We start from the raw sequence: 24,555 nt of genomic DNA on the forward strand, positions 1-24,555 counted from the left end.
TGCGCGGGCTGTCGGCGGACTCCGTCCGGTGGTGCCGATAAACGAAGAACCGCCGACCGGCGTTGCTGCCGGTCGGCGGTTCTGGTTTTCGGGGCGCTATGTCAGAGGCGGGCTTTGACGGCCGCGGAGATACGCGAGCCGTCGGCCTTGCCCTCGGCCAGCGCGGTCGCGATCTTCATGACCTGACCCATCTGACGCATACCGGGTCGTTCGCCGATTTGCTCGGCGACCTGGGCGATCGCGGTGTCGGCCAGGTCGGCGATCTCGGCCTCGGTCAGCTGGGTGGGCAGGTATTCGTCGATGATCCTGGCCTCGGCGTGTTCGTTGGCGGCGAGCTCGCCGCGACCGGCCTGGGTGTAGACCTCGGCCGACTCGTTGCGCTTCTTCGCCTCCTTCTGCAGCACCGCGATCACCTCGGCGTCGGAGAGTTCACGCGCCTCCGAGCCGGCGACCTCGGCGGTCTGGATCGCGGCAAGCAGCATGCGCAACGTCGCGAGGCGCAACGTGTCCTTGGCTTTCATCGCGGCGGTCATGTCCGTCCGCAGCCGTTCTTTGAGTTCCGACATGAGGCACACGGTAGCCGGTCGCCGTCGCCCGGCCCACCACATTTCGCCGTGGCGGTTCCGCGCTCGAACACTCGTTACCGCTGCTCGCGGACCCTCTCCGCCGATTCGGCGGCGCTGTGCGGAAACACACTCGGCGTTCCGAGGCACCCTCACCTATGCTGGGCAAATGCCCGTAATCTCGACCGCCGCCGTCCGCCGAACCGCGCTGGGAGCCACCGGGGCCGCGGTAGCCGGAATCGGCTACGCCTCGCTGATCGAACGCAACGCGTTCGTCCTGCGCGAGGCGACCATGCCGGTGCTGCCGCCCGGTTCGTCGAGCCTACGCGTGCTGCACATCAGCGATCTGCACATGATGCCCGGTCAGAAGCTCAAGCAGCAGTGGCTGCGCGAGCTGGATCGGCTGGAGCCGGACCTGGTCGTCAACACCGGCGACAACCTCTCGCACCAGAAGTCGGTGCCCGCGGTGGTGCAGGCACTCGGCGGATTGCTCTCCCGCCCCGGCCTTTTCGTTTTCGGCAGCAACGACTACTTCGCGCCGGTGCCGAAGAACCCGCTGAAGTACTTCAAGAAGGACCACCGCCGCGTCTACGGCGCGCCGCTGCCGTGGAAGGACCTGCGGGCGGCGTTCACCGAACGCGGCTGGCTCGACCTCACCCACGTGCGCCGCGATCTCGAGGTCGCGGGCGTCCGCATCGCCACCGCGGGCGTCGACGACCCGCACCTGCAGCGCGACCGGTACGACACGGTCGCGGGCGCGCCGAACCCGCTCGCCGATCTGCGCATCGGCCTCACCCACTCCCCCGAACCGCGGGTGCTGGACCGCTTCGCCGACGACGGCTACGACCTCGTGATGGCCGGTCACACCCACGGCGGCCAACTGGTGCTGCCCGGCTACGGCGCGCTGGTCACCAACTGCGGCATCGACAAGTCGCGCGTCAAGGGTCCGTCGAAGTGGGGCGAGCACACGCAGCTGCACGTCTCCGCCGGCATCGGCACCTCGCCGTGGGCGCCCTACCGCTTCTGCTGCCGCCCCGAAGCCACCCTGCTCACCCTCGTGGCCGCACCGCCGAAGCGTCCGGCCGCCGAGAGCAATCACGGGCTCTCGACTTCGGAGACCGTCTCGCGCTGAGCATCCGCTAGGCGATTGTCAAGCGGCACAGGGATTGTCCGCGCTCCCGGGCGCGCACCGTCTCGTGCCGACCCGGTAGGGTCGCGTGCCGAAACTTGAATCAGTCGACTAGGGGACGACTTTGAGCAGAGGATTCGACGGCCCGCGCACCGAACCCGGCGTCATCGGCATGCCCGGAGTTCCGGACCACACGGTGGCGCAGGGCGGTTCGGAGTTCGGGAGTGCGTCGAATCCTTTGGCGGGTGGCCCGCCTCCGCAGTGGAGCGCCGCGGACGGGTCGGTTCCCCAATGGGTGACCGAGTCCCCTCGGTCCGGGAACGGCGGCGCACGGGCCTGGGTAGGCGTCGGAGTCGCGGCGACAGTGCTGGCGGCGGGCGCGGCGGCCGTGGTCGTCGCGGGCGGGCCGGAGGAGGCCAGTGCCGACGGGACCCCGTCGCTGGTGAGCGCGCTGACCACCTCGTCCGCCACGCGAGCCCCGGCGCGGCGGCAGGAGACGCACGCGGGGCCGCCGGTGGTACCGGGTTACCAAGTCGTCGTCGCGCCCGATAGCGGCGCCGCGTACGACGTGCCCGCCGACTGGACCGTCGGCGACTCCGGGGGCTTCGGCAAGCCGCCCAACGCCGTCGGCGGGAAGGGCTACGCCACCGAGGGCAAGGACTACTGCCCCGGTTCCACGCGCACCGTAGCGTTCGTCACCGGCTCGGAGAACACCGACACCGTGCGCGCCGCAACCGAACTCGGCACTAAGACGGCGAAGATCGCCTACCCCAACGCGCCCGGGGGCGGCGTCCCCGGCGCACCGCAGCCACTGGATTCCCTCGACGGCGCCCAGCACGGCACCTTCGTCGAGACCAGGGGCGCCATCACCGACGCGAAGCCCGGCTGCGCCACCGAGTACTCGGTGTACACCTTCGCCACCGGCGCCGACATCGGCAGCTTCGTCATGGTGATCGCCGCCGACACCGGCGTCCCGAACGCCGTCGACGCCGAGACCGCCAAGCGGATCTTCCGCAGCGTTCGCATCTACGAAGGGTGATTGACCTGCCGGTTTAACGTCTGGACCATCCCTGTTGTAAGCTACTCCAGGTTCGCTTCACGGGGTGTGGCGCAGCTTGGTAGCGCGCTTCGTTCGGGACGAAGAGGTCGCAGGTTCAAATCCTGTCACCCCGACTCGTGTGGTTGAGACACGATGAAGGACCCTGATCACCAGGTCGGGGTCCTTCGTTTATATCCCGATCCTTTCCGCCGACCGCGACCGGTGGCCGCGTGGCCCCGGCCAAGGCCCAAAATCCGTTGAGAACGGGTGCGGAAGCGTGTTCAGTCGGCACATGGGAATCGCGCGGCGGGGAACACGGATCCTGAACCTCGATGGCGAACGCTACCGGTGGGTTGTCTCACCGGACGATGAGCCAGGGTTGGCGATCGTCGTGGAGATAGCCGAGGGACACGGGCAGCGGATGGTCACCTGGGTGGATCACGGCACGATCATTACCCCACGCTTGGTCGCGATGGTGATACACAGAGCGCTTCACCGGGGCTGGACTCCGAACCAGCGGGGCACCGAAGTCGTCTACCGGATCAAGGGCACGCCAACGCCGGTCCAGACCTGACAAAGCTCCCTGCTGCTGGTTCGCACCTCGGGCACTGGCGAGGGCTCTGTGCAGTGCGCTCACCGAGCTCTCACCGACCCTCGCCGAGGTGGACGGCGGACGTCCTCGAGCGACCGAATTGATGTGCGACCTGCTCGAAGGACTGCGCTGACGCACGCGTCTGGCCGCGAACGCTTTCGAGACGGAGGCGACGGCGAGGCGGTATAGTTCGGGGCGTCACTTCGGTGATGTCGAGAGGGTGGAGCGCCGCTGTGAACGACGCCCCACCCGGTGGGTCACCTGACCCGCACTCGGCGGACCAGAGAGAGCGCCCCGGCGGTCACGACAGCTGCTGTGAACAGGATGCCGTAATCGACCGGGGCCTTGCTCTTCTTCCGGCGATGCTTCGCCATTCCCCACCACCTCCCTTCTGGGCGCGGTGTCTGGACCAGAGTCCACCGCCCCTCGACGGGAGGTGTGCACACCTTATGCGATGCGCTCGGTCAATTGTCCTGTCGCACAGCATGTCCGGAGTAACGTTCGGATTGATCGGCGCGTCGCGTCGGCGCGTCACATGCCGCTACGCCGCGCCGTTCGGTATCGACGAGCGGTGGCGCCCAGCGACCGGGTAACCATCGACGAGCGGTGGCACCCGCGCCCGGGTCACCCTCGACCAGCGGATTACTAGCGGCGCTGCGCGTGAAAGCGCCTCGGCCCCTTGAGGATTCGTAGTCCGAGCTTCGATATGGGGCGGCGGTAAGGTGGTCGGTGAGGAGACGCTTACCGCTTGATAACTTGCGGACACATGGTGGAAACGCGAGGTCCATAGCGTATACACGCATGTCGACAAGGGTGACCACACTGGCCGATGCGGCGGGGCGGCCGTTGCGGGACGTGGTTTATGCGGCGTTGCGCGATGAGCTGATGAACGGTGACATCAAGTTCGGCGAGCGGCTCACCGAGCCGAAACTGTCCGCGCGGTTCGGTATTTCGCGCACTCCGATCCGCGAGGCGCTCACCGTGCTCTGCTCGGACGGACTGTTGCGCCGGGAGGAGTACGGGTTCAGCCCGGTACGGCCGAGCATCCCGCTCATCCGCGATCTCTACGAGTTGCGAATCACCCTGGAGCTCGGCGGTATTCAGCGCGCCATCGGCAATCCGGCGGTGCGCCACGACCACGCCCTGCTGGAGGCCGAGCGGACGAGCTGGCTCGAACTCCAGGCCGATCCGCCCGAGCAGGAACCGGGTTTCGTGGTGCGCGACGAGGAATTCCACGTCACCCTGCTCACCGCGGCGGGCAACGCCGAATTGGTGCGCGCGCTGCAATCGGTCAACTCCCGCATCCGGCACGTGCGCATGTACGACTTCATGGTCAACAACCGGATCGAGACCACGATCACCGAGCATCTCGCGATCCTCGACGCGGTGCTCGCCGACGATCTGCCGCTGGCGTATCGCCTGCTGCACACCCATATCGGGGAATCACTGGACGTCGTCCTGGAGCGGGTCACCCGCGCCATCGCGGCGATGTCGATGGCAACTGAATAGGGAGTCACGGTGGAGTTCGATACTGTGCTCGTCGCGAATCGCGGCGAGATCGCGGGCCGGGTACTGCGCACCGCGAAGGCGCTCGGCCTGAAGACCGTCGCCGTCTACTCCGACGCCGACGCCGCCGCGCCGCATGTGGCGGCCGCCGACGCCGCGGTCCGGCTCGGCCCGGCGCAGGCGGCCGAGTCGTATCTGCGCGCCGACCTGGTGATCGAGGCGGCGCTCGCGACCGGTGCCGGCGCGATCCACCCGGGTTACGGATTCCTCTCGGAGAACGCGGATTTCGCCGCCGCAGTAGCGGAAGCGGGCATCGCGTTCGTCGGCCCGACGCCGGAACAGCTGCGGATCTTCGGCGACAAGCACGCCGCGCGCGAGGCCGCGAAACGCGTCCGCGTGCCGCTGATTCCCGGTAGCGGACTGCTGGAGTCGGCCGATCACGCGGTGGCCGAGGCCGAGCGGATCGGTTTCCCGGTCATGCTCAAGGCCGTCGGCGGCGGTGGCGGTATCGGCATGCAGAGTTGTTTCACCGCCGACGAACTCCGCGCGGCCTACCTGCGTGTCCAGCGCCTCGCCGCGACGAACTTCTCCTCGACGGGCGTCTTCCTGGAGCGTTTCGTCGCCCGCGCGAGGCACGTCGAGGTGCAGCTCTTCGGCGACGGGCACGGCAGGGTGGTCAGTCTCGGCACCAGGGACTGCTCACTACAACGCCGCAATCAGAAGGTGATCGAGGAAGCGCCCGCGCCCGGCCTCGGCGCGGAGCTGACAGACCAGTTGCTCGCCGCGTCACGAGAACTTGCCAAGTCGGTCGACTACCGCTCGGCGGGCACGGTGGAATTCGTCTACGACGCCGAACGCGGCGCGGCCTCGTTCCTGGAGATGAACACTCGCCTCCAGGTGGAACACCCCGTGACCGAGGCGATCACCGGCGTCGACCTGGTCGAATGGATGCTGCGGCTCGCGGGCGGCGACGCCACGATGCTGGACGTGCTGCCGGAAACCGGTCCCGCCCAAGCGGGTTGGGCTGTAGAGGCCCGCGTCTACGCCGAGGATCCCGGTCAGGACTACCGGCCCAACGCCGGACTGATCACGGCGGCCGAATTCCCCGTCGTCGTGCGCGTCGACACCTGGGTGGACACCGGCACCGAGGTGAGCCCGTACTACGACCCGCTACTGGCGAAGGTGATCGCCGCGGGGCCCACCCGTGACGCCGCCTTCACCGATCTGGCCGATGCCCTCGCCGCGACCCGGATCCACGGCGTCCAGACCAATCTCGCCCAATTACACGCCGCGGCAACGGATTCGCGGGTCCGCGCGGCCTATCACGTCACGGGTACGCTCGCCGACATCCAACCCACCGCACCACGCATCGACGTGCTGCGCGGCGGCACCATGACCACCATCCAGGACCTTCCCGGCCGAATCGGTCTGTGGGAGGTCGGAATCCCGCCGTCCGGCCCGATGGACGACCTCTCGTTCACCCTGGCCAACGCCGCCGTCGGCAATCCGCCGGGTGTGCCAGCGCTGGAGTGCACGCTGCAAGGCCCGAGGCTGCGCTTCGCCGCCACCACGGTGGTCTGCGTGACCGGCGCGGACGCACCCGTCACCGTCGACGACGAGCCCGCGCCGATGTGGGAGCCGATCACGATCCCCGCCGGTTCGGTGCTGGACATCGGCGCACCGAACGACGCGGGCCTGCGCACCTATCTCGCCGTACGCGGGGGCCTCGACGCCCCGCTCTATCACGGCAGCGCGGCCACGTTCACCCTCGGCGGATTCGGCGGCACCACGGGCAAAGCCGTCGCTGCGGGCGATGTTCTGCACGTCGTCACCGACCGCGCGGGACTGACCGAACCGGCTCCGGCGCAGACGCGGCCCGAGTTCACCCACGAATGGCAGCTGGCCGTCGGCATCGGCCCGCAGACCGCTCCCGCCTACTTCACCGACGCGGACATGGAGCAGTTCGCGGCGCACCCGTGGCGGGTCGGCAGCCACGCCAATCGCACCGGCATCCGGCTGGAGGGCCCCAAGCCGACCTGGTCGCGGGCCGACGGCGGCGACGCCGGTCTGCATCCGTCGAACCTGCACGACAACCCCTACAGCGTCGGCGCGCTCAACGTCTCGGGCGACACCCCCATCCTGCTCGGCCCGGACGGACCGAGCCTCGGCGGTTTCGCGTGCCCGATCACCGTGATCTCGGCGCACCGGTGGAAACTCGGCCAGCTCCGCCCCGGCGACACGGTCCGGTTCGTGCCCGTGGACGACGCCGAGGCCACCGCGCTGCGCCGCTCCGGCGACCGGCGCGCGAAGGCGACGGTCTCCGCCACCAGCGACGCACTCGGCGATCGCGGCGTCCTCGGCACGGCGCCCGAGGACGAAGGCAGACCGCGGGTCGCGTACCTGCGCGGCGGTGACGACAACATCCTGGTCGAATACGGCGAGATGGTGCTCGATCTCGGTCTGCGCATGCGGGTGCACGCGCTCGCCGAGGCGTTGGCCGCGGCAGGCCTGCCCGGCATCGTGGACGTGACCCCGGGCGTCCGTTCGCTGCACATCCACTTCGATCCCGACGTACTCGCCCAGCACCGGTTGCTCGGCACACTGGTCGAGCTGGAAGCGGTGCTGCCCGCCACCCACGATCTCGTGGTGCCGAGCCGCACCATCCGGCTGCCGCTCTCCTTCGACGACCCCTCCATCGCCGAAGCGATCGACCGCTACCGCAGCGGTGTTCGCGACACCGCGCCGTGGCTGCCGTCGAACGTCGAATTCATCAGGCGCATCAACGGACTCGACAGCGTCGAGCAAGTTCGCGATACCGTGTTCGACGCCGAGTACTTGGTGCTCGGCCTCGGCGACGTGTATCTGGGTGCGCCGCTGGCGGTTCCGCTCGATCCGCGGCACCGCCTGGTGACCACCAAGTACAACCCGGCGCGCACCTGGACACCCTCCGACGCGGTCGGCATCGGCGGCAAGTACCTGTGCGTGTACGGCATGGCGTCCCCCGGCGGTTACCAGCTGATCGGCCGGACCGTGCCGATCTGGTCCAGCTACCGGCAGTCCGCGCCCTTCCAGCCGGGCACCCCTTGGCTGTTCCGGTTCTTCGACCGCATCGTGTGGGAGCCGGTGAGCCCCGAGGAACTGCTCGAGCATCGCGCGGCGGCGGCCGCGGGCCGGTTCGACGCCGAGGTGAGCGATGGGACCTTCGCGCTGGCCGATCATCTGCGTCTGCTCACCGAAAACGCCGAATCCATCGCCGAATTCGAGGCGAAGCAGACGGCCGCGTTCGAGGCGGAGAAGCGGGCGTGGCACGCGGCGGGCGAATTCGAGCGTACGGCGACGGAGCCGGAGCAGCTCGAATCCGTCGCGGACCCGTTGGCCGGGCTGCCACCCGACGCCACCGTCGTGACGGCGCCGATGATCGGCAATGTGTGGCGAGTCGAGGTCGAGGAAGGGCAGCGGCTCGCGGCAGGCGCGCCGGTCGCCATCCTGGAGGCCATGAAGCTGGAGCTGCCTGTGCACAGTCCGGGCGCGGGCACCGTGCTCAGGGTGCTGACCGCGCCGGGCGCCAAGGTGGCCCCTGGTACCCCGCTAGCCGTGATCGGAGTGGACGAATGACCGCAGGTGTCGTTGGTATCCAGCAGGATTCGCCCACCGCGCGGGTCGCGGCCGCGTATCGGCGCATCGCCGAGGTCGACCGCCCCGAGGTGTGGATCACGCTGCGTCCCGAGCACGAGACCGCCGCCGACGCCGCCGAAGTGGAACGGCGGCTCGCGGCGGGCGAGACGCTGCCGCTGGCCGGACAGCTCGTCGCGGTCAAGGACAACATCGACGTGGCGGGCCTGCCCACCACCGCGGCCTGCCCCGAATTCGCCTATACCGCGACCGTCACCGCGGCGTCCGTGGCTCGGCTCCAAGCGGCAGGCGCCATCGTGCTCGGCAAGACGAACCTGGACCAGTTCGCCACCGGCCTGGTCGGCACCCGGAGCCCGTACGGCGCGGTGCGGCATGCCGAGCATCCCGAGCTGATCTCCGGCGGCTCGTCCTCGGGTTCGGCGGTCGCGGTCGCGCTCGGCCTCGCCGACATCGGCGTCGGCACCGACACGGCCGGGTCGGGCCGGGTGCCCGCCGCGCTGCACGGCATCGTCGGGATCAAGGCCACGCTCGGGATCATCCCGGCGCACGGTGTCGTCCCGGCCTGCGCGGACTACGACGCCGTCACGGTGTTCGCCGCGGACCTCGACCGGGCGGTCACCGCCGCGGCGGTGATGGCTGGTCCCGAAGCGGACGATCCGCGCAGTCGCGACTGGCCCGCCGACGTGCGGTTCGCCGCGCCGCGAACCCCGCGCGTCGCGGTGCCGCGGGCCGCGGACCTCGTCGCCCTGAGCGACGAATACCGCGACGCCTTCGCCAGAACCGTTGCCGCCGTAGCTGATTCCGGCATCGAGACGGTCGAGCTGGACATCTCGCCGCTGCTGGACGCGGCGCTGCTGCTCTACGACGGCGCGATCGTCGCGGAACGCTATGCCGCGGTGGGGCGATTCCTGGCGACCGGTCCGGCGGGCGCGGATCCGACGGTGGCGGCCATCATCGGCGCGGCCGAGTCCACTACCGGTCCCGCTTTCGCCGCCGACCTCGACACGCTGACGCGCACACGCGCGAGAACCGCGCAGCTGCTGCGGGACTGCGACGCGCTGCTGCTGCCGACCACCACCGAGCACCCGAGTATCGCGGCGGTGCAGGCGGACCCGGTCGGCATCAACCGCCGCATGGGTACCTACACCAACTTCTGCAACCTGCTGGACATGGCGGCCGTCGCCGTGCCCGGCCGACCGACCGCGTCGGGCACCCCCTTCGGCGTGATGGTGGTGACGCCGGCCTTCGGCGATCAGGTCGCGATCGATATCGCCGCCCGCATCGGCGGACTCGCGCACGCGCCGCTACTGATCGAGGACGGGGTGCAGCTCGCCGTGTTCGGCGCGCACCTGCGCGGCCAGCCGCTGCACTGGCAGTTGGAGCGGATCGGCGCCCGGTTCGCCGGCGAGATCCACACCACCGATGCCTATCGGCTGACCGCTCTCGACACCGTCCCCGCCAAGCCGGGACTGGTCCGGCACGGTGCGGGCCGCGGCGCGCCGATCCTCGGCGAGTTGTTCACCGTCTCGCGTGCCGGGCTCGGCGGCTTCTTGGCGGAGCTGCCCCCGCCCATGGCGTTGACCAGCATCGAACTCGCCGATGGACGGTCCGTTGTCGGTTTCGCCTGCACCTACGACGCGGCGCTGACCGCCACCGACATCACCGAGTTCGGTGGCTGGAAGGCATATCTGAACGCCGCGAACTGAGCCCGCGCACCCTTTCGATGGCCCGGCAGCCGACCCGCTGCCGGGCCATCGGCGTCTGCACCTCCGCCGATTTAGACATTTGTACTAGACAAACGTGCAACCCATCTGTTAGACATTTGTCTAAGACATTCGAGCCAGGAGCGCCGACATGAGCATCACCCCAACCACCAACTCCCTCCGCGTGCTGATCAGCGGCGGCGGCATCGGCGGCAATGCCGTTGCGCTGCAACTGCTTCGCGCGGGCATCCGCGCCACCGTCGTCGAGCGGGCCGCCGCGCCGCGCCCCGGCGGGCAGGCGGTGGACCTGCGCGGACCAAGCCGCGAGGTCGCCGAGCGAATGGGACTGATGCCCGGCATCGTGGCCCGACGGCTCGACGAACGCGGCATGCTCTACCTCGACCACGCCGGCCGCGAGGAACTGCGCGTGCCCGCCGAACTGTTCGACGGCAAAGGCGGCGTCGCCGAAATCGAGATCACCAGGGGCGATCTGAACCAGGTTCTGCTGGACGCGCTGACGGAGGCGGGCGGTGTCGACTACCGCTACGGCGAGTGGATCACCGAGATCGGCCAGGACGCGGAGGGCGTCGAGGTCACCTTCGCCTCGGGCGCCGTCGAGCGCTTCGACATCCTGATCGGCGCCGACGGATTGCATTCCGCGACAAGGCGATTGGTGTTCGGGCCGGACGAGGATTTCGCCACCTACCTGGGCGGATACATGTCGTTCTTCACCATGCCGACGCCGGAAGGCACCGAGCCGCACTGGTTCTCGATGCATTCACTGGTCGGCGCGACCGGGATCGGACTGCGACCGGACGCCGACCCCGCGACGTGCAAGGCGATCGTCATGCTGCGCGGCGCCGCCGATCCGGCGCTGCGCCGCGATGTCGCCGCGCAACAGCGATTGATCAGGGATCGGCTCGCGGGCGGCGGCTGGCATTCGGCCGCCATCAGCGCCGCGATGACCGAGGCCGAGGACTTCTACTTCGACGAACTGGCCCGCATCGACATGCCGAGCTGGATCCGCGGCCGCGTCGCCCTGCTCGGCGACGCCGGATACTGCGGCTCGCCGCTGACCGGACAGGGCACCGCCATGGCGCTGGTCGGCGCGTACGTGCTCGCCGGTGAGATCGCCTCGCGCGCAGCCGATCCGGAAGCCGCACTGGCCCGCTACGAGGAGGTGCTGCGCCCCTTCGTCGCCAAGGCCCAGGAGCTGCCGCCCGGCGGTCTGCGTGCGATGACCCCGAAAACCCGGCTCGGGATCCGCGCGGGGCGCGCGGTGGCGCGATTGATGACCGCCAAGGTGATGAAGCCGCTGATGATGCGGATGCTCACCGCGACCGAGTCCTACGATCTGCCCACATATTCGGCGCAGCCGAACGCGGTCCGTCGGTAGCCACGCATGGCCGGAGTGCAGGCGGAGGTACGCCTTCACTCGGCGCAGTCCGCGGCCGAGCGAAGCGACTAGCGAACCGGCACACCGAGTTCCGCGAGCAGACCCTCGACCCGCCGGCCCAGGTCGTCCCGGATGGGCCGCACGTCCTCGAGCTCCAATCCGGCCGGGTCCTCGATGATCCACTCCAGGTAGCGCGGGCCCGGCACCAGCGGGCAGGTGTCTCCACAGCCCATCGTGACGATGACGTCGGCGGCGCGGACGATCTCCTCGGTCCAGGGCTTCGGGTACTCCCCCGAGATGTCTATGCCGATCTCGGCCATCGCGTCGATCGCGGCCGGATTGAGCCGCGAACTCGGCTCCGAGCCGCCCGACCAAGCCACCGCGCGGCTGCGCGCGAGATGGTTGAAGAAGCCGAGGGCGATCTGGGAACGGCCCGCGTTGTGGGTGCAGAGGAACAAGACAGTCGGACGGGGTTGCGCCACTTTGCCTTCCAGCCTCGCCCTCGCTTCCAGTCGCTGGCGGGCGAACTTCTCCGCCAGTGTCGGCAGGTACAGCGTCACCGTGGCCCGTGCGATGAACTCCTCGTACGACGAAAAGAGGTAAGCCACAACGGTTTCCGGCTCGAACATGGTGGCGAACTCGTCGAGCAGCCGCTTCTCGGCGGCGCTCAACTGCATCTCGTGATCGAGGGCCAGCAAGCGGTAGGCAGGCCCGGTCGGCTTGACCGATCGTTCCATCCATCCAGCCTGACAGCCACGCGTCCGACGCCGCAAACGAACTTACCGTGAACGCGATTCACCGAGGTGACAACGATGGGGCGGGCCGGTTACCCCTCGTGAACCGGCCCGCCCATACCTTCGGGTGGGACTCCTGGCCTGCGACCGGACGGTTACCTTCGGCAGGGGGCGATCCTCCTTCGCCCGCCAGCTCCAGGAAGAGCCGTCGATGGCGCCGCCGGAGGAGATCCGGCCGGGTCGGTCACCCCTCGTGGACCGACCCGGCCGGGTTATCCCCGGGGCCCGGCCTGTCACCCCTCGTGGACAGGTCGAGCCCGGTTCCCCACCCCCGGTGGTGGCTTGTTCCCCCCTTCCCCCCTGTTACTGGCAGTACTCGAACGTGCCGAGTTCGGTACGGCCGTCCTTGATCAGGTATCCGGTGGCGGCGAGATCCGCGCTGGCGACCGGGTTCTCCCCGTCCGGCGCCAGCCACTCGACCTGCTGCACGACCTGGTAGGCGTTCGGGTCGTTGCGCAGCACCTTGACCTTGGTGTCGTCCATCTCGGCGGGCTTGGTATCGGTGGCCTTGCCCTTCTCCCACTCCCCCGCGCTGGCCAGCGTGTGCTGGGCGGCGTCGTAGACGACGGTGCGGTACCGGATTTGCTGGTGCTCGCCGGGACGGTAGCCGGACTGCGCGTAGACGATCGGGGCGGCGATCTCGATCTCGATCCGGTCGTCCTTGTGCGTGCAGGTCGCCTGGCCGGTGAGCGCGACGCCGGGGACGCCGGTGTCGGCCGAGGCGGCGCCCGCGCCGAACACGAGCGCCGCGGTGGTGGCGGAGAGAGCGAGGGCGGTGGTCAGCTTGCCGATCATCGTCTGTGCGTCCTTCGTGAGGTCCGGGGTTCCGGTCGAACCGGTGTTGACACAAACAATGCGGCCCGCGTCTTGGCGCGCCCTTAAGAACACCTTGTATGGGAGAAATGCCTGGTAGATCCGGATTTGCTAACACTTCCCCGCCGCGCGAGCGATGATGGAATCGTTGCGATCGATGATTGGAGCGACGATGGAAACCGTGGTGGTCTGGATCCTTGCCGCAGTGCTGTACTGGTGGGGTCTGCTGTAGTGAGCCGCAGCCTGGCCGCGTAACCGGCCAGGTCTACCTCGGGGTCGATCCGCCGACCACAGCCGGTCGGCTCGATCGGGACGCCGCCGGCGGAGTGGCACGAGACCTCGCGTCCGGGGACAGCTTCGGAAGCGACAACCGTTGTGGCGGAACGCGAAAGGTGCGCACCGTACGGGTGCGCACCTTGTCTGTCCGCGATCCTTCGATCGCTCGGCTTCTCTCCGCCGTTGGTCGGTCGCTCAGCGGGATTCGGCGAGCATCTCGGCGTCCTCGTCCGATTCCGGGATCGGCGCGTCCGGGTCCTTGCGTTCCCGCAGCAGGACCAGTGAGAGCGCGGCGGCGCAGAGTACCGAGCAGGCGGCGACGATGAAGGTGGTCGACATGCCGGAGGTGAAGGCGTCTCGGGCGGCGGCGGCCAGACCGGTGTCGCCGGTGGCGGCGCTGATGGCCAACGCGTCGGAGATGGACTCGCGACCGGATTCCGGCGCGTCGGCGGGCATCGCGTCGGAGTAGGTGCTCGACAGCACCGCGCCGAGCACCGCGACACCGAGGGCCGCGCCCGCCTGCTGGATGGTGTCGTTGAGCGCGGATCCGACGCCCGCGTGCTCGCCGGGCACCGCGCCCATCAGCGCCCCGATCGTCGCGGGCATCGCCAGACCGAAGCCGCTGCCCATGACGGCCATGGCGAGCGCGGGCAGCCAGAAGTCCGAGGTGGGCTCCAGCAGGGTGAGCAGTCCGAAGCCCGCGGCGGTCACGGTCAGGCCGACGGCGGTGATGCTGCGGTTGCCGACCTTGCCGGCCAGCGTGGCGCCGAGCCCGTTGAAGGCCAGCACGGCCACGGCCATCGGGGTGAACGCGAACGCGGTCTCGGTCGGCGTGTACTCCAGCACGAACTGCAGGTACTGGGTGAGCGCGAGCAGCAGACCGCCGTTGGCGAAGGTGAGCAGCACCAGCGAGAAGCTCGATCCGGTGAAGACCCGGTTGCCGAACAGCCCGAGCGGCACCATCGGCGAGTCGGTGGTCAGTTCCCGAATCACGAAGCCCGCCAGGCAGATCACGGCGACGGCGCCCGCGGTCATGGTGCCGCTGTCGGTGAAGCCGTGCGTCGGAACCATGATGATCGTCCAGACCAGCGCGGTCATGCCGGCGACGGACAGCACCATGCCCGGCAGGTCCGGCTTGCGCCACGGACCCTTCGACTCCGGCATCAGCACCAGCGCGGCCACGATCGCCAGCACCACGATCGGCACGTTCAACACGAACACCGAACCCCACCAGAAGTGATCGAGCAGCAGTCCGCCGGTCACCGGTCCGCCGACCATGCCGACCACCGCGACCGCGCTCCACGCCGCGATCGCCTTGGGACGCTCGTCCTCGTCGAAGACGGTGATCAGGATCGACAGGGTGCTCGGCATGATGAGCGCGCCGCCGATGCCCATCACCACCCGGCCCGCGATCAACAGTTCGGGCGTCGTCGCGAAGGCCGCGAGGACCGACGCCGCACCGAACAGCGCGAGGCCGATGATCATCACCAGCCTGCGGCCGAACTTGTCGGACAGGCTGCCCGAGGTGAGCAGCAGTCCGGCGAACACCAGGATGTAGGAGTCGATGATCCACTGGATGTCCTGGGCGCTCGCGCCGAGGTCGGTGGCGATCTGCGGGATGGCCACGTTCAACACCATGTTGTCGATGACCAGCACCAGGGTGCTCAGGCACAGCACGATCAGGATCAGCCAGCGCCGCGGGTCGCGGCTGGTCGCGGCCGCCTCCGCGAGATCGGTCGTATTCATCGGGAGCCCTTTCGAGTAGCCGTTCCGTACGGCGTGCGTTACTCCGAACACTGTACGTTCACCGAACAGTGTTCGCAATACCGCACGGCGTCCATCTGTACGAACGCCGTGCGAGGACGCGATAGGCTGACCAGACGACCGAGGAGGAACGCAGGTGGAAGCCGACGACGGGGAGATCCAGTCCGTATGGACACGGCCGCAGCGACGCAAGCGCGATCAGCCCGCGCTGACCCGCGCGCAGATAGTCGATACGGCGATCGAGCTGCTGGCCAGCGAGGGCATCGAGGCGCTGAGCATGCGCAAGCTCGGCGCGAAACTGAACGCGGGGGCCACCTCGCTCTACACGCATGTCACCAACAAGGACGAGATCGTCGAGCTCGCCGCGGACAAGGTCATCGGCGAGCTGACCGTGCCCGATCCCGCGCACCCCGGCGGCTGGCGCGCGGCCATGCGGGAGTTCGCGACGGAATTGCGCGAGCTGATCCTGCGCCACCCGTGGATGGCGACGGTGTTCGGCGAAATCGGCACCCTGTACCTGGGGCCGAACATGATGCGCTCCGCCGAGGGCGTGATCACGGTGCTCGAGTCCGCCGGGTTCGACGAGGAGCAAGCCGACAACGCGATGAACGTGCTGTTCGGCTACGTCATCGGGATCACCGCGGCGGAAGCCGCCTCGCTGGCGGTGATTCGGCGCAGCGGGCTGGACACCGCGGACTGGCTCGGCAAGATGCTCGAGGCGGGCGAGGTCGCGTCCCGGCCATACCCGCGGATGCACAAGCGCTATGCGTCTCGGCTGGTCGCCGCCGAGGTGCGGATGCCCGACAACACTTTCGCGAAACAGATCGAGATGATTCTCGACGGCCTGGATCCCGCGCTCCGCGCGCGAGCGTGAGTGGCGCGGGAATCGCTGCGGCAGAACGAAAAAGGTGCGCACCGGTAGTCGGTGCGCACCTTTGTCGTGCCCGTGTCAGTCCGGATCAGCCCTGCGCGGGCGGCGGGGTCGCGCCGTTGCCGTTCAGGCCGGCGCGCACGCCCTCCTCGACGCGCTTGCCCAGATCCGCGTCGACGTTCTTCCAGTACTCGAAGACCCGGGACAGCACCGGCTCGCGGACACCGCCGAGCACGTGCCCGACGATGTTGTCCACCAACCGATCACGCTGCTCGTCGTTGTACACCTCGCGAACGAGCGTGCCCGCCTGGGTGAAATCGCCGTCCTCCGCGTGCTGGACGTACCCGGCGCGCACGATGGCCGGATCGAAGTCCCAGATGCCTGCGTCTCCCGCTCGCTCCGGGTCGGCGTGCGGGCCGCCGAACGAATTCGGCGCGTACACCGGCACACTCGCGTCGTTGTAGTCGTAGCGCATGGCGCCCTCCTTGGAGTAGGAGTTCACCTCCGCCGCGCGGGCCCGGTTCGGCGGCAGCTGCGCGTAGTTGGTTCCGATGCGGTAGCGGTGCGCGTCCGCGTAGGCGAAGACCCGGCCGAGCAGCATCTTGTCCGGCGAGAAGCCGATGCCGGGAACGACATTCGACGGCTCGAACGCGGCCTGCTCGATGTCGACGAAGTAGTTGCCGGGGTTCCGGTTCAACGTCCACTTGCCGACCTCGATCAGCGGGTAGTCCTTGTGCGACCACACCTTGGTCAGATCGAACGGGTTGAAGCGGTAACCCTCGGCGTCGGCCACCGGCATGACCTGCACGTAGACCGTCCAGCTCGGGAATTCGCCGCGCTCGATCGCCTCCCACAGATCCTTGCGGTGATAGTCGGCGTCCGCGCCCGCGATCCGGTCGGCCTCGGCCTGGGTGAGGTTCTCGATGCCCTGATCGGTCTTGAAGTGGTACTTCACCCAGAAGCGCTCACCGGCGGCGTTGATCCACTGGTAGGTGTGCGAACCGTAGCCGTTCATGTGCCGGTAGGTCTTCGGGATGCCGCGATCGCCCATCAGCCAGGTGACCTGGTGCGCGGTCTCCGGACGCAGGGTCCAGAAATCCCACTGCATGTTGTGGTCGCGAAGTCCGTTGCCCGGCAGACGCTTCTGCGAGCGGATGAAATCCGGGAACTTGATCGGGTCCTTGATGAAGAAGATCGGGGTGTTGTTGCCGACGAGGTCGTAGTTGCCGTCCTCGGTGTAGAACTTCACCGCGAAACCGCGCGGGTCGCGCCAGGTGTCGGGGCTGCCCTGCTCGCCCGCGACGGTGGAGAACCGGGCCAGCGACTCGGTGCGCGCGCCGGGCTGGAACAGCTTGGCCTTGGTGTACTCGCTGACGTCGTTGGTGACGACCAGCTCACCGTAGGCGCCCGCGCCCTTGGCGTGCACGATCCGCTCCGGCACCCGTTCCCTGTTGAACTGGGCGAGCTTCTCGATCAGGTAGTGGTCGTGCAGCAGGATCGGTCCCTGCGCGCCGGCGGTGAGCGATTCGTTGTCGCTCTCGACCGGGATTCCGGTGTTCGTGGTTGTCGGCTTGGTCATTCGAAGCCTCCTTCGCAGATGAGCATCGTCCCGGGGGGTGGGCCGGCCCGGGCTGTCGGGGTGGGCGGGGTTCACTCCGCCCCGTCGGGCTGCCGCTCCCGCGAGCCGCAGGTCGGGCACAGGCCCCAGAACACGACCTCGGCCTCGTCGACGACGAAACCGTGATCGTTCAGCGGTTGCAGGCACGGGGCACTGCCAACGGCACAGTCGACGTCGACGACCGTGCCGCAGCTCCGGCACACCAGGTGGTGGTGGTTGTCGCCGATCCTGGTCTCGTACCGCGCGGGCGAGCCCGCCGGTTCGATCCGCCGCAGGATGCCGGCGCGCACACAGGCGTTGAGCACGTCGTAGACGGCCTGTGTGGACACCGAACCCAGGGCCTCCCGGACCGTGGCAGCCACCCGGTCGGCGTCCGAATGCGGCCGGGCCGCGACCGCGTCCAGCACCGCGACCCGGGGAGCGGTTACCCGTAGGCCTGCCGCTCGCAGCAAGGCGCGCGGGTCGGTGTGGTTGGTGTGCATGAACCCATCATGGCGGCTTATCTGGAATGAGTCAAGAAAATGAACTCTTCCAATCTTGCCGCCGCCTCGGATGCTCAGCGATGTCGTTCGAGACCGACACCCAGGCTGCTCGAAGGATCAGCGCCGCTCCGCGCGGTGCCGGACGAGGAGTTCGGTCAGGTCCACGGATTCGTCGGAGCACGCGACCGGGTCGAGGAGCGCACCGTGGCCGATCAGCTCGCGGGCGGCCCGGATGTCCGAGGGGCGGGCGATGGCGACCGCTCCGACCAGCCGACGGTGACGCAGCGCGAGAACGGTGAAGTTCGGCTCGGCGAGCGTGCCGCGCAGCACGAAGTCGTCGTCGTGCCGCAGGCGTCCGGCGAACTGGAGGTTCAGACCGTACTGGGTGGACCAGCCCCACGAGACGTCTTGGCGTACAGCGGATTTACCGAGCATCGACTTCGCCGCGGCCGCGCCCTGCGCCAGCGCGCTGTTCCAGTGTTCGGTGCGTTCGTGAGCACCGAGCCCCGGATCGAAGCGCTTCGCCGCGTCACCCGCGGCATAGATCTCCGGCGCGGAGGTGCGGTAGTGCTCGTCGACCAGGATGCCGTCGTCGACCGACAGCCCCGCGGCCTCGGCGAGCGCCGTGTCGGGGACCGAGCCGATGGCGACGAGCGCCACGCCCGCCGTCCACTCGCGGCCGTCGTGCGCGGTCGCCGTCACGCCGTCCTCGTGGCCCTCGACGCGCGTCAGCCGGACGTCGTCCAGGATCGGGACGCCGTTGTCCGCGTGCAGCTTTCGATAGAACGAACCCACCGAGGGCGGGGCGACGCGGTCGAGCGGGGCCGAACCGGCGTGCACCACGGTCACCTCGGCGCCGAGCGAACGCGCCGTCGCCGCGACCTCGCAGCCGACCAGACCGCCGCCGACTATCAACAGCGATTTGCCCGCGTCGATCGCCGAGCGCAGCGGTTCGATGTCGGCGGCGCCGCGCAAGGTGTGCACATTGCGCTGCGGTGCGGGCAGGGTGCGGGCGCGGGCGCCGGTCGCCAGCAGCAAGCGGTCGTAGCCGAGCGCTTCGCCACCGTTCAGCCGCACGCGTCCACGCTCGGTATCGATGTCCTCGACCGTGACGCCGGTGCACAACTCGATGTCCTTGTCACGCCAGGATTCCGGGGACTCGAGCAGCGCCTTTCGCTCGAGGGCGGCGCCCGCGAGCAGTTCCTTCGAGACCATGGGTCGCCGGTACGGCAAGCCGTCCTCGGCTCCGACCAGGACGATGCGGCCCGAAAACCCCTCGGCGCGCAGGGTCTTGGCGGCCGTGGCTCCGGCGACGCCCGCGCCGACGATCACGATCTGTTCGGTCATGCGCGACTGACCTCGACCATCTCGAAATCCGCCTTGGCCGCACCGCAGTCGGGGCAGGACCAGTCCTCGGGAATGTCGTCCCAGCGGGTGCCGGGCTCGATGCCGTCCTCGGGCCAGCCGAGCGCTTCGTCGTATTCGAAGCCGCACTGGACGCATCGGAAGAGTTTGTAATCGGTGTTCATCGCTTGTCTCCGGTAGTGAGAGAAAGGGTTTCGAAGTCGGGCTTTTCCCGGACGCCACAGTCGGGGCAGCACCAGCCCTCGGGCACCGCGGACCACGGCGTGCCCGGCGGGAAGCCCTCGCGTGGCGCGCCCGCGCTCTCGTCGTAGGTGTACTCGCAGATCGGGCAGCGGTAGACGGCCATCACCGCACCCCGTACTGCGCCAACACCCGCTGGCGCTTGCTCGGCTGGATGTTCACTCGAGTGATGTCGCCTTGGTAGTGCGATAGCACCCGGTGATCCATCACCTTGCGCCACAGCGGCGGAAAGTAGGCCAGGCCGATCATGCTGGCGTAGCCGCTCGGCAGGTTCGGGGCGCCGTCCATGCTGCGCAGGGTCTGATACCGCCGGGTCGGGTTGGCGTGATGGTCGCTGTGGCGCTGCAGGTGGTACAGGAAGATGTTGGTGACGATGTGGTCGGAGTTCCAGCTGTGCTCCGGCGTGCAGCGCTCGTAGCGACCGCCCGGGGTCCGCCTGCGCAACAGGCCGTAGTGCTCGAGGTAGTTCACGGTCTCCAGCAGCGAGAAGCCGTAGACGGCCTGAATGATCAGGAACGGCAGCACGACCGGGCCGAACACCACGACCAGCGCACCCCACAGCACCGCCGACATCAGCCAGGCGTTGAGCACGTCGTTGTGAATCGTCCACGGGCTCTTACCCATTCGCGCCAACCGGGTCTTCTCCAACTCCCAGGACGAACGCAGGCTGCCCCACACGCTGCGCGGCAGGAAGGCCCAGAACGTCTCGCCGAAACGGGCGCTCGCCGGGTCCTCCGGGGTCGCGACGCGCACGTGGTGGCCGCGGTTGTGCTCGATGTAGAAGTGGCCGTAGAAGGTCTGGGCCAGGGTGATCTTGGACAGCCAGCGCTCCAGCTCGTCCTTCTTGTGGCCCAGTTCGTGCGCGGTGTTGATGCCGACGCCGCCCATCGTGCCGATGCTCAGCGCGAGGCCGATCTTGGAAACCAGGCCGAGTCCGCCGTCGATGCCGAGCCAGGACAGGTCTGTCGCCGTCCACAGGTAGCAGGCGAACACCAGGCTCAGCAGTTGCAGCGGGATGTACGCGTAGGTGCAGTACCGGTAGTACTTGTCGTTCTCCAGCTGCTCCATCACCTCGTCGGGTGGATTCTGTCCGTCGGGGCCGAAGAATCGGTCCAGGATCGGCAGGAGCACGTAGACGAGCAGCGGGCCGATCCACCACCACACCGGCGCCACCGGCTGCAATCCGAATTCGTTGAACATCCAGACCAACCAGGCCGCGAGAAACACGGCAGTGGGGGCGACCAGGCCGAACAGCCACAGATACCGCTTGCTGTCGCGCCATTGCAGCGCCTGTGCCTGCGCTTCCGATCGCGATGTCGTCATTCTTCGTCTCCTCGTGGAACTCGCGCTTGCCCGGGAAGCCACTGGGCCCGGGCGATCTTGTGTGGCGTGGAGCACTTTACAAACAGCGCTGCTGTGTCCAATTGGAATACACTTTTCCGCCTAGTGTCAACAAGACGGACAAAATTGATATCTATGTACGATGGACAGCGTGCCGGAAGCGCCGAGATTTCACTCCCAGATGCGGTTACTGCTGCGCGAACGGGTCATCGAGACCGCGCGCGAGCTGCTCTGCACCGAGGGGTGGGGTGCGGTGAACATGTCGCGGGTGGCCAAGGAGGTAGGCGTCAGCCGTGCGGCGCTCTACAAAGAGGTCGGCACCAAGCGGGACCTGGCCGACCTGGTCATCCGGGAGGAGCTGGCGACCTTCGTGGTCGGCATCTCCGACAGCCTCGCCGAGCACCCGGACGACGTGATCGCGGGACTGACCGCCGCGGTCGACTTCACGCTGCGCACCGGTTCCGACAACGCACTGCTCGAAGCGGTGCTTTCCGGGCGCTCGACCGCCAACACCGAGCTGCTGCCCACGCTGATGACCGATCCGGAGCCGGTTCTCGGCCGGGCGCTCGACGCGGTCGGCGCGGCGGTGCGGGCGCGATACGAGCTGGCCGACCTGTCCGAGGAGGAACTCGCGGCGCGCACGGAGATCGTCATCCGGCTCACCCTCAGTCACCTCTTCCAGCCGCTCGGCCCGGTCGAGCGCGCGGTCGCGCAGGTCGCCGCGACGCTCAGGGCGCTGTTCGCGCCGGTCGAAGCTCCAGCTTCTTGAGCATGCGCGTCGGTCACGCGGATACGGCGGCTCTTCCGCCGATCCGCTCAGGGCACGCGGGGCGGGATCGTGACCGGCGGCGTCCGGTAGGGCGGTCGCGGCGGTGTGAGACCGGGCCGGGGGAAGTTCGACGGCCACGGGTACGCGGTCGGCGGAAAGTAGGGCGGCCACGGTTGCGGGGCCGGTGGAAAGGACGGCGTGGGAATGTGTCCCGGGACGCGGTACGTCGGCACCTGATGCGTCGGCGACCGGCGCGAGGGTTCCGTTTCGGGGTTGGAGTCCGCCGCGGCGAAGATCAGCCGAAGTACCAAAAAGCCGCCGAAGATCAGCGACACCCAGATCCGCCAGTTCGAGCGCGGCGTCTCCGGCAGGTACCGCACTTCCGGCGGTGGTGGCATGGGCGTGGACAACGGTTCCGGCTCGCGGCGAGCCTCGGCGTCGACGGCCGCGAGGGTGGCGCGCACGAAATCGGCGCGGCTCGGATCCCACTGGGCGACCAGGCGAAGGCCCCGCTCCCCCGCTTCCCGATCGCCGCGGTCCAGGTCGAGCAATGCGAGTTCCTGGGTGGCGTCGACGTGCTCGGGTTGCAGCCGAAGCGCTTCGCGCAGCGCCGCTTCCGCGTCCGCCGCGGGGAAGCCGCCGCGCCGCAGGATCGAACCGCGGACGCGGTGCAGGTCGGCGTGGGCGGGGTCGATCTCGATCGCGCGGTCGATGGTCGCCAGCGCCGCGACCGGGTCCGTCACCGACTGGACCCCCGCGAGCAGGCGCAGGTTCTCGACGTACTCCGGGTCGAGTTCGGCGCTGCGGGTGGCCGCGGCGAGCGCGCGATCGTAGTGCCGCTGCTGTTCCGCCGGGTCGTGCTCGGCCAGGTGCGCCAATTCCTGTTCGGCCAGCGCCAGTACCCGCAGCGCGGACTGGTAATCGGGAAACGCGGCCAGCGCGGCCGCGCTGTAGCCGATGGACTTCTCGTACTCGCCGACGCGGAACCAGGCGTAGCCCATCAACATCAGCGCGTCGGCGTTGTCGGGTTCGCCCGCCAGCACCGCGCCGAGCTTCGCCTGCGCCGCCTCGATCCGGCCGAGGTCGATGAGCACTTTGGCCCGCGCGACCTCGTCGTGCGCGAAACTGATCATGCCGCAGGACTTTTCAGCGCATCTTCATCCGCTTCATGTACATCGCGAGCTCGTCGTAGCTGCCGTCCCCGTTGGCGAACTCGACCACGTTGCGCGCCGATTCGAACCACGCGCCCGCACTCGGCTTGATCTGGGCCATCGCGGCCTCCACGTCGGCCATGCCGATCGGGCGGACGGTGCCGGTACGGATCGATTCCGCCATGGCCAGCTGGGTGGCCGAGGTGCACACGTGGGCGAGGTCGGCGCCGGAGAACCCTTCGGTGCGCGCGGCGATCGCGCCGAGATCGATGCCCGCCACCGGACGCTCCCTCAGGTGGTAGTGCAGAATCGCCTTGCGCGCGGCGGGATCCGGCAGCGCGACCAGGATCATCCGGTCGAAGCGGCCCGGTCTGCGCAGCGCGACGTCGATGTCCCACGGGTGGTTGGTCGCGCCGAGGATGTAGACGCCCTCGTTGTCGACGGTGGCCGAATCCATCTCGTTCAGCAGCTGATTCACCACGGTGCGCATGGCCGAGTTGCCCGACATCTGGCTGCGCTTGTGGCCGAGCGCGTCCACCTCGTCGAGGAAGAGCACGCACGGCGCGTTGCGCCGCGCCACCTCGAAGACGCTGTGCAGGTTGCGTTCGCTGGAGCCGGTGTAGATGTCGAGGATGTCGGCGATCTCGATCGGATAGAAGTTCGCGCCGAGCTCGCCCGCCACCGCCGAGGCGATGAAGGTCTTGCCGCAGCCGGGCGGGCCGTACAGCAGCAGACCACCGCGCGCGGACGTGCCGAACGCCTTGGCCAACTCCGGGTTTCGCAGCGGGCCGAGCAACGTGAGGTCCAGCTGGCGCTTGACCTCGTCCATGCCGCCGACGTCGGCCAGCGTCACCCGGGTGCGAGAGAACAAGCCCGCGTCGGAGGACGCGGCGTATTCCGCCGGGCCGGAGTCGATGAAGGCCGGGGCGACTATGTCGGCGACTTGGTCCTCGGCGGCATCCCAGTCGTAGTCCGCGACCGATTCGGGGTTCGACGTCGAAGCAGGTTCCACGTCCGCCACTTGCCCATCGGGCGCCGAGACCGCGGGCGTGTTCGGAAGCGCCGCGGGCTCGGCGGAAGCAGGCGCGAGAGGCGCGGCGCCACCCGCCAGCGCCGCGGTGCACTGTTGCAGCAGCTCCACCGCCCGTGCGTTGCCGGGCTCCTGGGTCAGCGCGGTGCCGCACTGCGCGAGCGCCTCGGCGTGGCGGCCCCGCTCGGCGAGCAGTTCGATGACCCGCAACCGCAGCGCGAGCACATCGGGGCTCCGGTCCAGCGCGGCAAGCATTTCGATCAGCACCGGATCATCGGTCACGGCGATCCCCCCGTTCGAGCACATGAATACCTTGCTGATCCTAAACGGTCACCGTCCGGAAACCCCGCGTCCTCCGGTCGCGTCCCGACATGCACGCAGCGTGACGCACAACACATTTGGGCGCTGGAATAGTTCCATTCCGGCGCCGGTTGTAGCTCACCGTCGGCGTCCGGACAGCCCCGGGCCGCACCCTTCGTC

At 68.9% G+C, this 24,555-nt stretch carries 21 protein-coding genes and 1 tRNA gene; 10 read left to right on the forward strand and 12 right to left on the reverse strand.

Annotated elements, in window-relative coordinates; translation table 11 throughout:
* Positions 1-101 precede the first annotated feature (101 nt).
* Positions 102-566, reverse strand: a complete 465-nt coding sequence (locus tag FB390_RS04190) for a GatB/YqeY domain-containing protein (protein WP_141807762.1) — start codon at positions 564-566, stop codon at positions 102-104.
* Positions 567-732: 166 nt separating this feature from the next.
* On the opposite strand from FB390_RS04190, the gene FB390_RS04195 reads away from it, so the two are divergent.
* The 8 genes from FB390_RS04195 (at position 733) to FB390_RS04230 (ending at position 11,561) form a co-directional block, all read left to right on the forward strand.
* Positions 733-1,695, forward strand: coding sequence for a metallophosphoesterase (locus tag FB390_RS04195; protein WP_141807763.1), 963 nt, complete (start codon positions 733-735; stop codon positions 1,693-1,695).
* 121 nt (positions 1,696-1,816) lie between these two features.
* Complete coding sequence (locus FB390_RS04200; RefSeq protein WP_141807764.1) at positions 1,817-2,731, forward strand: DUF8017 domain-containing protein; 915 nt, start codon at positions 1,817-1,819, stop codon at positions 2,729-2,731.
* A 60-nt stretch (positions 2,732-2,791) separates the two neighbouring features.
* Positions 2,792-2,865, forward strand: a tRNA-Pro gene (locus FB390_RS04205).
* 158 nt (positions 2,866-3,023) lie between these two features.
* A complete protein-coding gene (locus FB390_RS04210; protein WP_141807765.1) occupies positions 3,024-3,305 on the forward strand; it encodes a hypothetical protein in 282 nt (93 codons plus the stop codon).
* An 819-nt stretch (positions 3,306-4,124) separates the two neighbouring features.
* Positions 4,125-4,832 carry a GntR family transcriptional regulator gene (locus FB390_RS04215; protein WP_141807766.1) on the forward strand — a complete coding sequence of 236 codons (708 nt, stop codon included), beginning with the start codon at positions 4,125-4,127 and terminating at the stop codon, positions 4,830-4,832.
* Between the two features lie 9 nt (positions 4,833-4,841).
* Positions 4,842-8,444 carry an urea carboxylase gene (gene uca, locus FB390_RS04220; protein ID WP_141807767.1) on the forward strand — a complete coding sequence of 1,201 codons (3,603 nt, stop codon included), beginning with the start codon at positions 4,842-4,844 and terminating at the stop codon, positions 8,442-8,444.
* Positions 8,441-10,168: an allophanate hydrolase gene (gene atzF / locus FB390_RS04225; protein WP_141807768.1), complete on the forward strand. Its 1,728-nt coding sequence runs from the start codon at positions 8,441-8,443 to the stop codon at positions 10,166-10,168. The genes uca and atzF overlap by 4 nt, the downstream gene beginning before the upstream one ends.
* Before the next feature lie 148 nt (positions 10,169-10,316).
* Positions 10,317-11,561, forward strand: coding sequence for an FAD-dependent monooxygenase (locus tag FB390_RS04230; protein WP_141807769.1), 1,245 nt, complete (start codon positions 10,317-10,319; stop codon positions 11,559-11,561).
* 68 nt (positions 11,562-11,629) lie between these two features.
* On the opposite strand, the gene FB390_RS04235 is transcribed toward FB390_RS04230, so the two are convergent.
* From FB390_RS04235 to FB390_RS04245, 3 genes are all read right to left on the reverse strand, one after another.
* On the reverse strand, positions 11,630-12,298 hold the full coding sequence (locus tag FB390_RS04235; RefSeq protein WP_141807770.1) for an arsenate reductase ArsC: 669 nt from the start codon (positions 12,296-12,298) through the stop codon (positions 11,630-11,632).
* Positions 12,299-12,658: 360 nt separating this feature from the next.
* On the reverse strand, positions 12,659-13,150 hold the full coding sequence (locus FB390_RS04240) for a hypothetical protein (RefSeq protein WP_141807771.1): 492 nt from the start codon (positions 13,148-13,150) through the stop codon (positions 12,659-12,661).
* Between the two features lie 489 nt (positions 13,151-13,639).
* On the reverse strand, positions 13,640-15,190 hold the full coding sequence (locus FB390_RS04245; protein ID WP_141807772.1) for an MFS transporter: 1,551 nt from the start codon (positions 15,188-15,190) through the stop codon (positions 13,640-13,642).
* A gap of 154 nt (positions 15,191-15,344) precedes the next feature.
* Between FB390_RS04245 and FB390_RS04250 the strand changes: the two genes are divergently transcribed.
* Entirely contained in the window at positions 15,345-16,082 is a 738-nt protein-coding gene (locus FB390_RS04250) for a TetR/AcrR family transcriptional regulator (protein WP_141807773.1), read from the forward strand.
* Between the two features lie 85 nt (positions 16,083-16,167).
* On the opposite strand, the gene FB390_RS04255 is transcribed toward FB390_RS04250, so the two are convergent.
* From FB390_RS04255 to FB390_RS04280, 6 genes are all read right to left on the reverse strand, one after another.
* On the reverse strand, positions 16,168-17,658 hold the full coding sequence (locus tag FB390_RS04255) for a catalase (RefSeq protein ID WP_141807774.1): 1,491 nt from the start codon (positions 17,656-17,658) through the stop codon (positions 16,168-16,170).
* A gap of 71 nt (positions 17,659-17,729) precedes the next feature.
* A complete protein-coding gene (locus tag FB390_RS04260; RefSeq protein ID WP_141807775.1) occupies positions 17,730-18,179 on the reverse strand; it encodes a Fur family transcriptional regulator in 450 nt (149 codons plus the stop codon).
* 117 nt (positions 18,180-18,296) lie between these two features.
* Entirely contained in the window at positions 18,297-19,526 is a 1,230-nt protein-coding gene (locus tag FB390_RS04265) for an NAD(P)/FAD-dependent oxidoreductase (protein ID WP_141807776.1), read from the reverse strand.
* Positions 19,523-19,708 (reverse strand): rubredoxin, encoded by a 186-nt coding sequence (locus tag FB390_RS04270; RefSeq protein ID WP_141807777.1) that lies wholly within the window; start codon positions 19,706-19,708, stop codon positions 19,523-19,525. The genes FB390_RS04265 and FB390_RS04270 overlap by 4 nt, the downstream gene beginning before the upstream one ends.
* Positions 19,705-19,890, reverse strand: coding sequence for a rubredoxin (locus FB390_RS04275; RefSeq protein ID WP_141807778.1), 186 nt, complete (start codon positions 19,888-19,890; stop codon positions 19,705-19,707). The genes FB390_RS04270 and FB390_RS04275 overlap by 4 nt, the downstream gene beginning before the upstream one ends.
* Positions 19,890-21,107, reverse strand: a complete 1,218-nt coding sequence (locus tag FB390_RS04280; RefSeq protein WP_141807779.1) for an alkane 1-monooxygenase — start codon at positions 21,105-21,107, stop codon at positions 19,890-19,892. Before FB390_RS04280 ends, FB390_RS04275 begins: the two co-directional genes overlap by 1 nt.
* Positions 21,108-21,276: 169 nt before the next feature.
* Here FB390_RS04280 and FB390_RS04285 point away from each other — a divergent pair, with 169 nt between their 5' ends.
* Complete coding sequence (locus tag FB390_RS04285; protein WP_246123845.1) at positions 21,277-21,894, forward strand: TetR/AcrR family transcriptional regulator; 618 nt, start codon at positions 21,277-21,279, stop codon at positions 21,892-21,894.
* 47 nt (positions 21,895-21,941) lie between these two features.
* Here FB390_RS04285 and FB390_RS04290 read toward each other — a convergent pair whose 3' ends face one another.
* Both FB390_RS04290 and FB390_RS04295 read right to left on the reverse strand, forming a co-directional pair.
* Positions 21,942-23,027 (reverse strand): tetratricopeptide repeat protein, encoded by a 1,086-nt coding sequence (locus FB390_RS04290; RefSeq protein ID WP_141807780.1) that lies wholly within the window; start codon positions 23,025-23,027, stop codon positions 21,942-21,944.
* A gap of 13 nt (positions 23,028-23,040) precedes the next feature.
* Positions 23,041-24,357: an ATP-binding protein gene (locus tag FB390_RS04295; protein ID WP_141807781.1), complete on the reverse strand. Its 1,317-nt coding sequence runs from the start codon at positions 24,355-24,357 to the stop codon at positions 23,041-23,043.
* Positions 24,358-24,555: the final 198 nt, after the last annotated feature.

Origin of the sequence: Nocardia bhagyanarayanae, from assembly GCF_006716565.1 — a bacterium.
Classification (GTDB): Bacteria; Actinomycetota; Actinomycetes; order Mycobacteriales; family Mycobacteriaceae; genus Nocardia; species Nocardia bhagyanarayanae.